The 14,224-nt window shown below is 58.8% G+C and carries 16 protein-coding genes, 1 tRNA gene and 2 pseudogenes; 6 read left to right on the top strand and 13 right to left on the bottom strand.

Going from position 1 to position 14,224, the window contains the following annotated elements; all coding sequences use genetic code 11:
- The first annotated feature begins 115 nt into the window (after positions 1–115).
- On the top strand, positions 116–1,021 hold the full coding sequence (locus ABS758_RS09790; protein WP_350382458.1) for a recombination-associated protein RdgC: 906 nt from the start codon (positions 116–118) through the stop codon (positions 1,019–1,021).
- Between the two features lie 41 nt (positions 1,022–1,062).
- Here ABS758_RS09790 and ABS758_RS09785 read toward each other — a convergent pair whose 3' ends face one another.
- Positions 1,063–2,355 (bottom strand): aspartate carbamoyltransferase, encoded by a 1,293-nt coding sequence (locus ABS758_RS09785; protein ID WP_350382460.1) that lies wholly within the window; start codon positions 2,353–2,355, stop codon positions 1,063–1,065.
- Positions 2,356–2,552: 197 nt separating this feature from the next.
- Positions 2,553–3,149 (bottom strand): hypothetical protein, encoded by a 597-nt coding sequence (locus ABS758_RS09780; protein WP_350382462.1) that lies wholly within the window; start codon positions 3,147–3,149, stop codon positions 2,553–2,555.
- A gap of 193 nt (positions 3,150–3,342) precedes the next feature.
- On the opposite strand from ABS758_RS09780, the gene ABS758_RS09775 reads away from it, so the two are divergent.
- Positions 3,343–3,421 (top strand) — tRNA-Ile (locus tag ABS758_RS09775).
- A gap of 231 nt (positions 3,422–3,652) precedes the next feature.
- Here the strand turns inward: ABS758_RS09775 and ABS758_RS09770 are convergent.
- Positions 3,653–3,853 carry a hypothetical protein gene (locus ABS758_RS09770; RefSeq protein WP_350382463.1) on the bottom strand — a complete coding sequence of 67 codons (201 nt, stop codon included), beginning with the start codon at positions 3,851–3,853 and terminating at the stop codon, positions 3,653–3,655.
- A gap of 148 nt (positions 3,854–4,001) precedes the next feature.
- On the opposite strand from ABS758_RS09770, the pseudogene ABS758_RS09765 reads away from it, so the two are divergent.
- Positions 4,002–4,092: pseudogene (locus tag ABS758_RS09765) on the top strand (IS3 family transposase); the annotation flags it as partial.
- 76 nt (positions 4,093–4,168) lie between these two features.
- Here the strand turns inward: ABS758_RS09765 and ABS758_RS09760 are convergent.
- The 4 genes from ABS758_RS09760 to ABS758_RS09745 all read right to left on the bottom strand — a co-directional run bounded on the left by ABS758_RS09760 (position 4,169) and on the right by ABS758_RS09745 (position 7,948).
- Entirely contained in the window at positions 4,169–4,366 is a 198-nt protein-coding gene (locus tag ABS758_RS09760) for a hypothetical protein (protein WP_350382465.1), read from the bottom strand.
- Between the two features lie 113 nt (positions 4,367–4,479).
- The gene (locus ABS758_RS09755) at positions 4,480–5,646 is read right to left on the bottom strand and encodes an FAD-dependent oxidoreductase (protein WP_350382466.1); all 1,167 of its coding nucleotides are present in this window, start codon (positions 5,644–5,646) and stop codon (positions 4,480–4,482) included.
- Complete coding sequence (locus ABS758_RS09750) at positions 5,646–7,646, bottom strand: LodA/GoxA family CTQ-dependent oxidase (protein ID WP_350382467.1); 2,001 nt, start codon at positions 7,644–7,646, stop codon at positions 5,646–5,648. The genes ABS758_RS09755 and ABS758_RS09750 overlap by 1 nt, the downstream gene beginning before the upstream one ends.
- A gap of 11 nt (positions 7,647–7,657) precedes the next feature.
- Positions 7,658–7,948: a hypothetical protein gene (locus ABS758_RS09745; RefSeq protein ID WP_350382468.1), complete on the bottom strand. Its 291-nt coding sequence runs from the start codon at positions 7,946–7,948 to the stop codon at positions 7,658–7,660.
- 395 nt (positions 7,949–8,343) lie between these two features.
- Here ABS758_RS09745 and ABS758_RS09740 point away from each other — a divergent pair, with 395 nt between their 5' ends.
- The 3 genes and pseudogenes from ABS758_RS09740 to ABS758_RS09730 all read left to right on the top strand — a co-directional run bounded on the left by ABS758_RS09740 (position 8,344) and on the right by ABS758_RS09730 (position 9,704).
- On the top strand, positions 8,344–8,559 hold the full coding sequence (locus ABS758_RS09740) for a YMGG-like glycine zipper-containing protein (RefSeq protein ID WP_350382469.1): 216 nt from the start codon (positions 8,344–8,346) through the stop codon (positions 8,557–8,559).
- 61 nt (positions 8,560–8,620) lie between these two features.
- Positions 8,621–8,782, top strand: coding sequence for a DUF1328 domain-containing protein (locus ABS758_RS09735; protein WP_350382471.1), 162 nt, complete (start codon positions 8,621–8,623; stop codon positions 8,780–8,782).
- Between the two features lie 99 nt (positions 8,783–8,881).
- Positions 8,882–9,704 (top strand): annotated as a pseudogene (locus ABS758_RS09730) (isocitrate lyase/PEP mutase family protein).
- Between the two features lie 5 nt (positions 9,705–9,709).
- Here ABS758_RS09730 and ABS758_RS09725 read toward each other — a convergent pair.
- Genes ABS758_RS09725 through ABS758_RS09700 form a run of 6 tightly spaced genes read right to left on the bottom strand, consistent with a single transcriptional unit; the run spans position 9,710 to position 14,222 of the window.
- Entirely contained in the window at positions 9,710–10,645 is a 936-nt protein-coding gene (locus tag ABS758_RS09725; RefSeq protein WP_350382472.1) for an electron transfer flavoprotein subunit alpha/FixB family protein, read from the bottom strand.
- Complete coding sequence (locus ABS758_RS09720) at positions 10,642–11,394, bottom strand: electron transfer flavoprotein subunit beta/FixA family protein (protein ID WP_350382473.1); 753 nt, start codon at positions 11,392–11,394, stop codon at positions 10,642–10,644. Before ABS758_RS09720 ends, ABS758_RS09725 begins: the two co-directional genes overlap by 4 nt.
- Positions 11,395–11,437: 43 nt before the next feature.
- Entirely contained in the window at positions 11,438–11,866 is a 429-nt protein-coding gene (locus tag ABS758_RS09715) for a PaaI family thioesterase (protein ID WP_350382475.1), read from the bottom strand.
- Complete coding sequence (locus tag ABS758_RS09710) at positions 11,844–12,545, bottom strand: ABC transporter ATP-binding protein (RefSeq protein WP_350382476.1); 702 nt, start codon at positions 12,543–12,545, stop codon at positions 11,844–11,846. The genes ABS758_RS09715 and ABS758_RS09710 overlap by 23 nt, the downstream gene beginning before the upstream one ends.
- On the bottom strand, positions 12,538–13,251 hold the full coding sequence (locus tag ABS758_RS09705) for an ABC transporter ATP-binding protein (protein ID WP_350382477.1): 714 nt from the start codon (positions 13,249–13,251) through the stop codon (positions 12,538–12,540). Before ABS758_RS09705 ends, ABS758_RS09710 begins: the two co-directional genes overlap by 8 nt.
- A complete protein-coding gene (locus ABS758_RS09700) occupies positions 13,245–14,222 on the bottom strand; it encodes a branched-chain amino acid ABC transporter permease (RefSeq protein ID WP_350382478.1) in 978 nt (325 codons plus the stop codon). Before ABS758_RS09700 ends, ABS758_RS09705 begins: the two co-directional genes overlap by 7 nt.
- Positions 14,223–14,224: the final 2 nt, after the last annotated feature.

The following is a 14,224-nucleotide window of genomic DNA, read 5'->3' as shown; positions in this document are numbered from 1 at the left end:
ATTTTTTTGTGCCGGCAATGCATCATCCATGCCCCGCGCACGCTTGCAGCAGCCCAACCGCACCCATCGCGTACAATCAGGGCCCTGTTTCCAACGCCCTCTTTTGCTGACTGCCATGTGGTTTAAGAATCTGAAGCTGTATCGTCTTGCCCCCAATGCCTCACTGTCCCTGACAGACCTGGACACCGCCCTGGAGCCCCTGGCGTTTCGTCCGGGCAGCAGCCAGGATAGCCAGGTATCCGGCTGGATGCCGCCGCGCGATGACAGTGGTCTGGCCTATGGTCAGCACGGCCAGATCTTGCTGCGACTACAAACAGAAAAAAAACTTCTGCCTACTACCGTCATCAACCAGGCCAGCCGTGCCCGGGCCCAACAAATCGAAGAGCAGCAAGGCTACAAGCCCGGCCGCAAGCAGATGAAGGACATCAAGGAGCAGATGACCATGGAGCTGCTCCCGCGCGCTTTTGTGATCGCGCACGACACCCATGTGTGGATCGATACCATCAACCATTGGGTTGCCATCGACGCGGCAGCAGTGGCCCGCAGCGATGAGGTCCTGAGCCTGTTGGCCAAAACCCTGACACCTTTTCCCATTTTGCCTTTGCATGTGCAGACCTCGCCTGGAGCTGCCATGACGCGCTGGCTCAGCGAAAACGAAGCTCCGGACGGCTTTACCATCGACCAGGACACCGAGCTGCGATCCAGCGGAGAATCCCGCGCGACAGTTCGTTACGTGCGGCAAACCGTAGACCCCGACGAAGTGCGACGCCACATTGAAGCCGGCAAACAGTGCACGCGCCTGGCCATGACATGGAATGATCGCGTCTCGTTTGTGCTGACCGACACACTGGACATCAAGCGCGTGGCGCCCCTGGACGTACTGAAAGAGCACCAGGATGCCCAGACAGCGAACGAAGCCGAGCAATTTGATGCCGATTTTGCCCTGATGACGGGAGAGTTGGCCCGTTTGCTGGACGATCTGGTGACCAGCCTGGATGGCTTCAGGACAGACGGCCAGTAAGCCTGGCCGTCCATCTGCAGCGCCACAAAATGATTGTGGCGTTAATCCAGGCCGTGAAACACGCTGTCGTCGGGTCCGATATGAGAGGGCGGCAACCAAGTGACATCCCTTAGCGAGTGCTGCACCAGCCCCTCGACACCCAGCAGGACTGCAAAAATGGCCATACGCAAGGGGATGCCATTATCCGTCTGACGGAAAATCGCCAGGCGGGAGTCGTGGTTGAGATCGGTACTGAGATCATTGGCACCTTCACGGCTATCCCGTGGCAAAGGGTGCATGACAATCACATCCGGCCCACAACACGCGTCGACAATCGCCTTGTTTACCTGAAACTCGGCCGAATAGCCCTCCAGGTTCTCGCCCGTGAAGCGCTCTTTTTGCACCCGCGTGGCGTAAATCACATCCGCCCCTTTCAGGCCCGCCGCCAGATCATGCGTCTGCTCGATCACATGACCGTTGCGGCTGGCTTTCTCAAGCAGATAGTCCGGCATCTCGAGCCCCGGCGGCGATACCAAGGTGAACTTCAGCCCCCGATACAAAGCCAGCAACTTGATGAGCGAGTGCACGGTGCGGCCGTATTTGAGGTCGCCCGCCATGACGATATGAGCGCCATCCAGCAGTTTGCCCAAGCGCGAAAACTCGGTCAGGATGGTGTAGAGATCCAGCAACGCCTGGCTGGGGTGCTCTCCGGCGCCATCACCGCCATTGACCACAGGGATATTGGTGGCAGCCGCAAACTCGGCAACTGAGCCCTTCTCCGGATGGCGGATCACCATGGCATCCACGTACCCACTCATCACCCGGCTGGTGTCATAGATAGACTCTCCCTTGGCCATCGATGAAAACGTAAACCCGGTGGTATCGCACACCGAGCCGCCCAGGCGGCAAAATGCTGCCCCAAAGCTTACTCGCGTGCGGGTGCTGGCCTCAAAAAACAAATTCCCCAGTACCGCGCCCTCAAGGACACGAGACACTTTGTGCCGCCGGGCGATGGGCTGCATCAGATCAGCCACACGGAACAGGTCTTCCACCGACTCGCGGCTGAACTGATCCACAGACAGCAACTGGTGTTTATTGTCTACAGCAATGCGGTCGCGCAAAGAGCCACTTTGTGCGCTTTGCGCATACTTTTGCATCAGGGTTTCGTTTTCGACGATTTCTGTGACAAACCGCGAGACCACCTCGGGCATGCTGCGGGCTTCTTGAGAACCTTCGGGTAGAAGCCAGGTATCCAGCGCACGGCGCTTGACGCCAATGCGCCCGGCAAAGACATCCCGGGTGAGGTTCAGGCGACGCATGGCATCGCGCAGAAAAACTTGTTGGGAAACAGCCATGATGAGTTCCTATATACGCAATGCGTAGATTTTCACTGATCACACGCCATTCAGGCAAGCAAAATTTGGGCTGATCCCGGCCGAGTTGGGATAGAAGCAACAAAACAGGCTGGCGAAAACATTGCGCCAGCCTGGGATTGTTAGCACAACCTTATATGTGCAAATGAAAAAGCATCTGCACTTTTACCGAAAACCGCTTAGGGCTGCTGAAGCCCGGCAATGGAGCGCGCAGCCAACTCGGCGTTATGGACGGATCCAACCCCAAACGCCACCTGCTGCTGGGTAATGGGCGACGTGTATTGCGGTGCAGCCAACATCACCTGCCCCACCACAAGGGCCAGATGCAAGCCTGGGTGAGCCTTGGTTTGTGCATTAAGCTTCTGCAAGCCATCGTTGCTGAGGATCAGAACCAGCACGCCACCACCGGCCTGATCTGCAGCTGATTGCACGCCCATGAGATCACTGCGATCGACGATGGCATCTGTGCGCACATACAACAGCCCGGAGGGCTTGAGCGGTACGGGGGTCCACCCCGGATGCGCATGCGTATCGGCTAAAAACACCCTGACATCCGTTGCCTGCGAATTTGCCGCAAGCGTTTGTACTGGCCCTATTTTGCGGGTTGTAGGAGCGTTCAGGCCGGAGGCAGGGGCTGTTGGGGCCGTAGACACCGCAGAACCAGAGGTGGCTGCCTGCTGATGCTGCGGCACGGCCTGGCATGCTGCCAGCAAAGCCACCAAAGCGGCCATCCCCGCTGCCCGGACAATGCGGGCGGACACGGTTGCAGACGACATCAAGATTCTCATTTCCCAGTTCTCCCATCTACTTCTCATGGCCTTGATGATGACACATTTTGGCCGAAAAGCCGGATCAAGATGCCGGCGCACCCGGCGGCGCTATCGCGCAGCCCTCATCCAGCAGATGATCCTGTGCGATAATTGCCGCTTTCCAGGCAGGCCAGATTGGCTGTCCAATCCGCGCCTCCAAGGCCCTCTAGCTCATGCTTGGTTAGAGCAGCGGACTCATAATCCGTTGGTGCCGTGTTCGACTCACGGGGGGGCCACCAATAGAATCAAGCACTTACGCCAATCCCTAGGGGTTGGCGTTTTTGCTTTCCGGCTCTATGCAAGCACTATGTAAACACTTTTGACAAATGCCGCACTGACTGCACATAAATAAAAACCCCACTAGGGGGCGCAAAATGATCGCTTGATGGTGTCCAGCAATTTGGCCTACCGTTTGCGGCGCTCGGGTGTCCCAGCGTTCCGAGAATGGCTACTCGAACGGTCATATGGAACTAGCTACTGCGCAGGGTAAGCGATTCCCGCCAGTCACCGGTATAGTCAAACGTGGGGGCATCGAAACTCTCCTGCACCCAGTCAAGCGAGAAGTCGTCGGCTCTAGGCCCGCACAGCCAATAAGCATAGCCTTCCCCGTCTACCGCCCACCATTGCGCAGCCTCGGGGGCATCAGACCAATCAACCTTGTCATAACTCATAAGCATCTCCTTGTAGATGTGAAAAACATCTTACCTTAACCACCATGAGGCGCCCGGCCCAAGCAGCCGGGCACTGCAGCCACATGAGCAACCCACATCGTAAAGCAGCCAAGGACAAGTCCCAAGGCCGATACGTCCCGCCACCCATATCCATCAATACATTCACTACTACAATCACGAACGCGTCAGGACAAAACCAAAAGGCCTGAGTCCCGTGGCAATACCGAACTCAGGCCTTGGCCAACCAACCTGTGACCGTCCAACTTCCGGAGGTCAGTTCATCAAAGGCGAGGCGCATTTGTCACTTGCCGATCACTACCTCTGGGCGTGCTTGAATGCCGCCACGGTTAGCTGGGCGGCGACCTCGTCGAGGTCATCAATCTCATCGCCGCCCGCTGCAGCTTGTTTCAGGCTGGCTCTGATCGCAAGGAACTGCCCCACAACATCCGCTGCTCGAGCACGATGCTTACGGCTGATCTTGCTTTCTTGAATCTTGCTTTGCGCGTCTGACATACAGACCTCCGATGAGTTGATCGGAGCCAGTATGCCAGAAACAAAAAACCACCTCATCGGGCAGATCGGGAAATCGAGGATACACAGCACGCTGTTCCATGCCTCTCTGCCGATCAGCGTCCGTCGCCCCGCCGACGCTGCCAGAAAAGCTCGTCAGACCAGCGCTGCTGCTGCGCATAATAAAAATTGCGCTGCAGCACATAGTGGTTCCAACGTTGCGCCTGGCCGGCCAGATAATGTTGTATCTGGATCTGCGCATGGCCTGCAGGCACAGCTGCCTGCAACTGATAATGCACCTGATGGCCGGCTTCGCTGCCACTGTCCAGGGCTTTCCAGATACCCTGGGATGACAGAGGGTCATAGGCCTGGGCCGCATCCCCTACAGCCAGCCAGTCCTGTCCGCCAAAATCCTGCAAGCGCTGGCTGCCTGCCGGTGCCCCCCGGATCGGGGTGTCGTCCGCCACATACCCTTTGGCCTGCAGCAGAGGGCGCAAATGGGTGGAGGCCTGCAACACGGCATCAAAACCCGTTTGCTGCACAGCCAGGTGGGCGGCAGGCAAATCATGATCCGTATGAAACACCAGCAAACGCCGGGATTTTTCACCGGGCAGCCGATTGCTATACCACCAGCCCGAAGGGCCGGATTCTATCCGGGTGAACCTATCCTCATCCGGTTCAGCGGTGTCATACCACCGGGCATAGGCAAACAGGCCGTCCAAGGAATGAAACGCCACCCCTAGGGCACGGCCCACGACAGCGGCACGCCCGGAAGCATCTACCAGAAAGCGAGCCTCATGCATGGACTCTCCGTCAGCCTGGGCCAGCTTCACCCGCCAGCGCAGCGTACCCCCCACTTGCAGGGCACATGTTATAAAGCGCCCACCCATCATTAGGGTCGCACCGGCAGCAACCGCCTGGTCGCGCAGAGATTGATCAAAAGCCAGGCGGTCGACACACAGGCCGTGGCCGCTGGCGGTATAGAAAAAATCCGTGGTGTCAGGCTGTGTCTCGACCCATACAGACACATTGCCAGCTGTCTCAAAACTACCGGAGGCACCTCCAAGTGCCTCCATCGACGCCCCCAAAAACTGCCGCACCAAGCCCATGGCCCCGGGAGCAATGGACTCCCCCAGCTTGAAACGCGGCGCGACACGGGCTTCTACCAACAGTACACGCCAGCCAAAGCGTGCCAGCGTGATAGCGCTGGCGCAGCCTGCGGGCCCCGCCCCTACGATGACGACATCCCAGGGCGTGCCCGCCACTGAGGCCTCTGGGGCCATCAGCTCGCTTTGCCGGGTGGCCGATCCAGGGCCGGGTCGCGCTCTTGCTCGATAAAGACAACTTCGCCGTTATCACGCATCAGTTCACCATCGGCAGATTTCAGCGGCAACACCATCCCCAGCTTGGGCCAGGCATACAGCATCTGGTCATACCCGTCAGTGGACGACAGTGGCTCACCGGTTTCGTCATAACCCCTGAACCACTCACGGTGCGTACGTTCTTGGGTTTTGCTGTCGTACTGGAACACGACATCAGGCCGCTGCGTGGGCCACCAGGCGGTATTGCAAGACCAGAAGTCTCCCTGCCAGGGGCTGGACATATAGGCACTGAGTGCGCCGGGCTCGATATCTCCCGCCACGCGGAAGGCAGCGGCAAATTTCTCGCGGTAGATGATCAGGTAGGGAAACTCGATACCCGGGTGGAACCCCCCACCAATGGTGGGTTCGAGCGCGGCAGCATCCAGGGCATGTGGTTGTTGAGCCAGTGGCAACTTATCCAAAGCCGCCGGGGCCTGTAGGGTGCCGGTTTCAAAATTGCCTTCGGCCCAGTCTTGCAAATGGCGCAACTGCCAATCGGTTAGGCTCAGAAACTGATTGGGAAAATTGTCCCCCAGTTGCTTGTTTTGCGCAGGCTTCCCACCCGACCCCCACAACTTGGGCATCTGATGCTCGTCTTCGTTGCGGGAGAATTGCGGATCCTGCCAGCTGTCGGGTCGCATCGGCGGCGCAGGTAACAGAGAGTCGACCAACCGGTGACGCGTGCCGGCAGAATGTCGCATCAAAGTATAAATGCGCTGGCGCAACGCTTTGAAGTCTTCGCCAGGATTGGACAACACCTTGATGTAATCCGGGCTAAGCAGATTGCCGGGCTGTTTGGGGCCATGCGCCAGGTTCTTGGTGCTGGGGTCTACCCCTGCCGCCTGGGCACTCACCCAGCCGTAATTTACCGCCTTGGCAAACACAGGATAGACGTCCCGGTAAAAATTGGTTTTCTGGCCCATATACGGATAGACCTCCGGAAAGGCCTCGTAGACGCGATCCAGAATGGACACCACATGCATCATATGTGGCGCATATTTGGGCGGTGCGGTCACAACCCAGGCACCGCGCACAGGATTGCGGCTGCCCTCATCCGTCGCAGCGGTCACGCCATCGCGCGTGCTAAGCACTGTACCGTCGGCCAAAGTAACCGTGACATCGATTTCGCCGCCACAGGTATCATCCCACCAACCGGGAATATTGAAATACGCAAACTGGTTGGTCAGCGGGTCTTTGCCGCCCTCCGGGCCATTGGGCGGGTTATGGAATTCACTGGGATTGGAAAGAGTCACCTTGGGGGTGGTGACACATTCACCCCCGCCAGGCGACGCGATAAACAGTAAGCGGTCGGCTTCGTCCAGTCGTAGCTGGCCAAGCTCGATATCATGCGCCGGGGTATAAGTAACCTCTACATCCTGGGTGACATCGGCAGGTGTATACCCTTCATACCGCAAGGTGCCAGGCAGCATGCCCTTTTTGATGCCAGTGAAGACATCCCCCTTCAACACCACCGCATCACGCTGCCCGGAGGCGATCGTCTGCACACCAGGATCAATGATCAGTTGATCACGTTCGCTGGGTTTCAAGCCCGGCTGAATGCCCGGATTACGCAACTGGTCGGGGTCAAACAGATAAGCCCCCTGAAACGCATAATTGGCCGCTTTCATGTTGCGCACATGGACGCGCCAATGCAGCGACTTCACTTGATCGGAAGCAGTGGAAAGCTCACCTATGACCTTGTCATCGGAATCATAGGCATACACACGATAGCGCTGGGCCTGACGCTTCAGGCGCATATCGGCATCGCGATAGCTACCGCCATCGGGCCCAGGCCCGCCCTTGCCACCGGGATCCACCACTACCCCAGGTGCCTCGGGGCCAATGAAGAACTCGTCGCTGTTGCCCATCCGGGCCATGCCGATACCGGGATGAATGCGTATGCTTTTAATGGATGTAGACATAAGCCCCTCAATCATTTGCTGGACACGACGGCCCAATCGAGCAGGTTATTGGATACCACGACATAACGACGGCTGCCATGGCCAATGGTGGCCTGTATGGTGCCCTTGCCCCGGGCCTGCTGATACACCGTGAAGCCTCCCCCAAACCCGGCTTTGATGGATTTTTCCACCTGATCAGGGCTGCTGTCTGCCAAAACCGGCATCAATCGGCCTTCAGGCCAGGCCGCTGCCATTCCTGGCACCAGCGATACCCCGGCCGCACCTGCGCACACCTGCATAAACGTTCTGCGTCTACTGTTCATCCTGAACCTCCTGTGTTGGCAACAACGACAGTCCAATAGGTATGGATAGTATGGACTTCAACCAATGTTATCGCAGATCAGGCGGAACCTTTGAAGCCTGTCGGCACCAGACTGAAAGCTGAAGGGCGATTTCAGCTTCTCTGGTGGGTTGAAAAGTACTGCTGATTTGTATCAAGACGTAGGTATCCAGACATGCCAGTCTGTCCCGCACCTGACACGGCTAAGCCTGGTTTTCTTCATCCAGCAATAATCCCTCAATTGTTACAACTTCCCAAGTTTGCAATGAAACGGGGTATTAATAACCATGATGCCCGTGTTACCGTAATTGCAAGCCAACGAGATTCAAGCGTAAATCAATTTACCCGAATCAAAATCCATCAATACGGAGGTTCAGCATGAAAACATGGACACGAATTTCGAGTCATATTGCGATTGCTGGTTTGCTGCTTAGCCTAGGCGCTTGCAGCGGGATGTCCGAACAGGGAAAAAACACCGCCATTGGTGCGGGGGTCGGGGCTGCCGGTGGCGCCATCCTGACCGGTGGCAGCACCATCGGCACGCTGGGCGGAGCTGCCATTGGCGGCGTAATCGGGCACGAAGCCACTAAATAAACAGCACGCTTAAAAAGCCATCATCTGAATCAAAATTTGTCTTAATTTTTGGGGAAGAGATATGCTGCATTACGCACTGGTTTTTTTAATTATTGCTCTGATAGCAGGCTTTTTGGGATTTTTTGGGATTGCCGGAATGGCAGCCAGTATCGCAAAAGTATTGTTTCTGATTTTTATCGTGCTATTTGTCGTCTCCCTGATTTTCGGCCGCGGCCGAACGTAGACATAATGATCGGCAAGCGGAGGTTCCTTGTTATCAGCGGAGCCGACGTCCGAATACCCCGCCTGATCCAGCCGCCAGCATCCCTCACCAAACACCGTCATGCCCATCCTCCCCCAAAAAGCCGAAATCTTCCGCGCCCTGCGCTACGCCGACCGGGCCTTCATCATCCCCAACCCGTGGGACATCGGCACGGCGCGGATGCTGGCGGGCATGGGCTTTCAAGCTCTGGTCACGACCAGTGCCGGCTACGCTTATACCCTGGGCGTCCCGGACTCTGGGGTCAGCCGGGACAAGATGCTGGCGCATGTGGCCGAACTGGCAGCAGCTACCGACCTGCCCGTCAGCGCGGACATGGAGAGCGGCTATGCGGACACCTCAGATGACGTAGCGGAAACCTAACGTCTGACGGCTCAGGCGGGGACAGTGGATGCCTCCATCGAAGACGCGACCGGCCGCGCGGACGAGCCGATCTACGAGCTGGCACAGGCGGTCAACCGGGTGACGGCGGCGGTCGCAGCAGTGCGATCCCTGCCCTATCCCTTCATGCTGACGGCCCGGGCTGAGAACCACCTGCACGGGCGCCAGGATCTGGCGGATACGATCCGCCGCCTGTAGGACTATCAGGAGGCCGGTGCCGACGTGCTCTATGCGCCGGGGTTGCGGACGCGGGAAGAGATCGTCACTGTCGTGCAATCGGTGGACCTGCCCGTCAATGTGCTGATGGGGTCGCCGGACATGAACCTCTCGGCCGACGCGCTTTCGGACATGGGCGTCAAGCGCATCAGTGTCGGCAGCGCGCTCAGCCGGGCGGCCCTGGGGGCATTCCTGCGGGCCGGCTAGGAGATGTCTGACCGGCGGGACGTTCACCTTTAGGGAAGCTGCCGTCAGCTATGCAGATTTGGCCCGCATGCTGAAGCCGTGAGGCCCCTATTCAGCAAGCGCCTGCACCAGTTCCGGCACTGCGGTAAACAGGTCTGCCACCAACCCATAATCAGCGACACCGAAGATGGGCGCCTCGGGGTCCTTGTTGATGGCCACGATCACTTTGGAGTCTTTCATGCCAGCCAGATGCTGGATTGCCCCGGAGATCCCCACGGCGAGGTACAGTTGCGGCGCGACGATCTTGCCGGTCTGCCCCACCTGGTAATCGTTGGGCGCGAAGCCGGCATCCACCGCCGCACGCGAGGCACCCAACGCAGCGCCCAGGCGATTGGCCAGCGGTTCGAGAACCTGCTGGTATTGCTCTGCGCTGCCCAGGCCGCGCCCTCCGGAAACGATGACGGCGGCGGCGCCCAGATCCGGGCGGTCACTGGACGTCAACTCACGGCCCATCAGTCGCACCAGGCCCAGGTCAGGCTCGGCCGCAACGGCCTCGATCGCCGCTGACCCGCTGGCTGCCGCAGCATCAAAGGCGGTCGTGCGGATCGTCATCACCTTGACGGCATCGGTGCTGCGCACCCGTGCCAGTGCGTTGCCGGCATAGATGGGACGCACGAACGTCTCGGCATCCTCGATGGCAACCACATCCGAAATCTGTGCCACGCCCAGCAAGGCCGCCACCCGGGGCAAGGTGCTCTTTCCGACCGGGGAGGCTGCCGCAAGGATGGCTCCATAACCCTGCGCATGCGCCAGGATCAAGGCGGCCAGGTTTTCTGCCAGTTGATCCTGGTAGTGCGGCGCATCGACCAGCAGGACGCGCGAGACACCCGCCAGCAGACTGGCTTGCTCGGCGGCTGCCCGGCAATCCGCACCCGCCACCAGCACATGGACATCTTCGCCCAGCCTTGCGGCAGCTGCCACGACGTTGAAAGTTGCAGCGCCCAGGCGTTGGTGATTATGTTCGGCAAGGACGAGAACTGTCATGCGATTACCTTAGCTTCATTCTTGAGTCGATCGACCAACTGGGCAACGTCGGTCACCCGGATTCCCGCACTGCGCGCGGCGGGCTCTGCCACCTGCAGGACGGTCAGCCGGGACTGCACCGAGACCCCCAACCCGTCAGGTGTCAGGGTGGTCAATGGCTTCTTCTTGGCCTTCATTATGTTGGGCAGAGTCACGTAGCGCGGCTGATTCAGGCGCAGGTCCGTGGTGATCACCGCCGGCAAGGTCAGTTCGAGCATTTCCAGTCCACCATCCACTTCTCGGGTGACGGTGGCGCGGCCGTCGGCCACCGCCACCCGCGAGGCAAACGTGGCCTGCGGCCAGCCCATTAAGGCGGCCAGCATTTGCCCGGTCTGCCCGGCGTCGTCGTCGATGGCCTGCTTGCCGCAGATCACCAGGTCAACAGGCTCTTGCTGACACACAGCCTTCAGCAGGCGGGCGATGGCCAGCGGCTGCAATTCGGCGTCGGTCTGCACCAGAATGCCGCGATCAGCTCCCATGGCCAGGGCGGTACGCAGGGTTTCCTGGCATGCCGGCACGCCGCAGCTGACGACGATGACCTCGTCAACCAACCCCGCTTCTTTGAGGCGCACGGCCTCTTCCACGGCGATCTCGTCGAACGGGTTCATGGCCATCTTGACGCTGGAAAGATCGACCCCGGTGCCATCACCCTTGATGCGCACCTTAACGTTGAAATCCACCACCCGCTTGACGGGCACCAAAATATTCACAGACTATTCCCTCGTAGAAGACATATGGAACGGAGTGCCTTAGCTACCCCTGGCGGTAGCGATTGACGGCATCCCCGTGAGCGATCGGACGGCCTTCGTCATCGAAGACCTCGGTCCGGGAAAAGAACACACTGCGTCCAGCGGACTGCACCTTGCCCCGCGCGCGCAATCTGCCGGCGGACACCTGCCCCGTGTAGCTGATGTTCAACGACAGGGTGACAGCCTTGCGCTGGTGCTCGAGCGAGCCGGTATACAGCCCAGCCAAGGCACCGGTGACGTCGATGAGCGTGGCCAGCACACCGCCGTGGACAGTTCCGCCACGGTTCAGGTGGCGCGCTTCGATATCCAGCTCAAGTTCAGCGTAGCCGTCTTTCCAGGCGACGATCCGGCAGCCGGTCTGCGCGGCAAAGCCGGCGCCGATGGCGCCATCGCTGAGCATCTGGGCCAGTTCAGCGGGCAAAGTAGAGTTCATGCAATGCCTCGATGTTGACATCCGCAGCAGCCTGGGAAAACTGGATCTTCCCGCCCTGCATCAGATGGACGTGATCGGCCACGCCCACCGCCTTGTGTGTGTTCTGCTCGACCAGCACGATGGTGCGCCCCTCCTTCTTCAGCTCGGTGAGGACATTGAAGAGTTCGCTGACAATCACTGGCGCCAGGCCCAGGGACGGTTCGTCGATGATCAGCAGATCCGGGTCAGACATCAGGCCGCGTCCCATGGCGAGCATCTGGGCCTCACCACCAGACAAGGTGCCCGCCAACTGAGTACGACGCTCTTTCAGCTGTGGAAACAGGGCATAGGCCTTCTCACAATTGGCCCTGGCTCCGGCACGCCTGGATTTGGGATAGGCACCCAACATCAGGTTCTCCTCGATGGACATATCCTTGAACACCATCCGCCCCTCGGGGATCATTGCGATTCCGCGCCCAAGCAGATCCCAGGTGGACGTACCGCCCAACGGCTGCCCCTTGAAGGTGATACTGCCATGACTCAGAGGGATGAGTCCCATGATGGCGCGCAGCAGCGTGGTTTTGCCTGCACCATTGGGACCAACAATCGTGGTCAGTTGCCCCTGGGGCACCGATAGGGATACATCCCACAGCACATTGATGACGCCATAGCCTGCGCGCACATCCTCAATTTCAAGCATGGCTGTCTCCTGTGTAGCTCTTGATAACCTCAGGATTTCTGAAGACGTCGGCCGGCGTGCCATCGGCGATCAACTGACCAAAGTTGAGTACCGCCACCCGATCGCATAGATTGCTGATGGTCTCGATATCGTGCTCGATGATCAGGATGCCGACGGAAAATTTGGCATGCAGATCTTTAAGCATGCTCATGAAACGGCGCTTGCCTGCAGTCTCAAGCCCCGCCAGCACTTCGTCCAGCATGAGCAGCCTGGGATTGGTGGCCAGTGCCTTGGCAACCTCCAGCGCCTTGAGTTCGGTAAGCGCCAGGCCGGTGGCTGCATCATGGTCGGCCTTGGCATTCAGACCGGTGAAGCCCAGCACCTCATCGAGCCGTGCATGATCGACATGCCCGGTGCCAAAGCGCTGAGCCACGATCAAATTCTCTCGTACCGTCAACTCATGCATAGGCTGCGGAACCTGGAACGTACGCCCGATGCCCATGCGGGCCCGACGATGCAGGGGCGCACGAACAATATCGCGCGTATCAAACAGAATGCGCCCATCAGAGGGAGATACCAGGCCAGAAATGGCATTGAACAACGTAGTCTTCCCAGCCCCGTTGGGGCCGACCAGGCCCACCACCTCATCCGAATGTACCGCCAGGCTCACGGCATTGACCGCAGTCAGGCCCCCAAACCGGACGGACAGGTTTTCGAGCTTCAGCATGCCTGCCTCCCTGTAGAACCATCTGTAATCCGCTGTATGCCAGGTATCTTGCGCACCAACGGCACCAGACCACCAGGGCTGAAAATGATCATGACCACCAGCAAGACCCCCAGCACCAACTGATGACCGGTCGGCATGAGGTTCTTGAAGATAAGCTGATCTACCAGATAGACCGTCACAGCACCGATGATAGGCCCGGAGATAGTGCGGTAGCCACCAAAAATGGCCGCCACAATGGGCAACATCACCCACATGCCATTGAATGCATAATCAGGCTCGAGAAAGTTGATGTAATGCACATTGAAGGCTCCGACGACCCCCGTCATGAAGGCTGAGACAAACAGCATCGCGGCCTTGAGCAGCACACTGTTGACCCCTACCACGCGAGTAGCGTCTTCGCTGCCATGCATGGCACGCAGGGCAATGCCGTAATCGCTAATGCGAACGTACCGATAAACTGCCACGAACACCAGCAATAGAGTCAGGATAAGCACATAGGAGCCTGTCTTGCTCGATAGATCCAAACCCAGAATGACTGGCAGCTGAGGCACGCTGGCCAGACCACCCGCCCCCCCCGTCACTGATTCCCATTGCGTCGCCACGATACGGAAAATGTGCGCATACGCCAGAATTGCCAAAGCAAAATACGGGCCTTTCAGGCGCAGCACCGGTAGCATCACCAAGGAGGCCAGCACCGCCCCGACGCCACCCATCAACATGGCGGGCAGCACTGGCATGCCTGCCTTCATGGTGAGTAAGGCTGACACGTAGGCACCAACCCCGAAAAATGCAGAATGCCCAAAGCTGACCATCCCGCCCAGATTGCCCAGCAAGGCCCAGGCCAATGCGACCCCCCCGATGATTAGGGCTGCCACAATCAGGCTCATCACGTAGCTGTTGCTTCCCAGAAGCCACGGAATGGCGCCATACGCCAGCACGGCCCCGAGCAGGGCTGATTTTGATCGTTTCATAT

This window comes from Castellaniella sp. FW104-7C03, assembly GCF_040276085.1.
Classification (GTDB): Bacteria; Pseudomonadota; Gammaproteobacteria; order Burkholderiales; family Burkholderiaceae_B; genus Castellaniella.
This window is presented reverse-complemented; position numbering and strand designations above follow the sequence as displayed.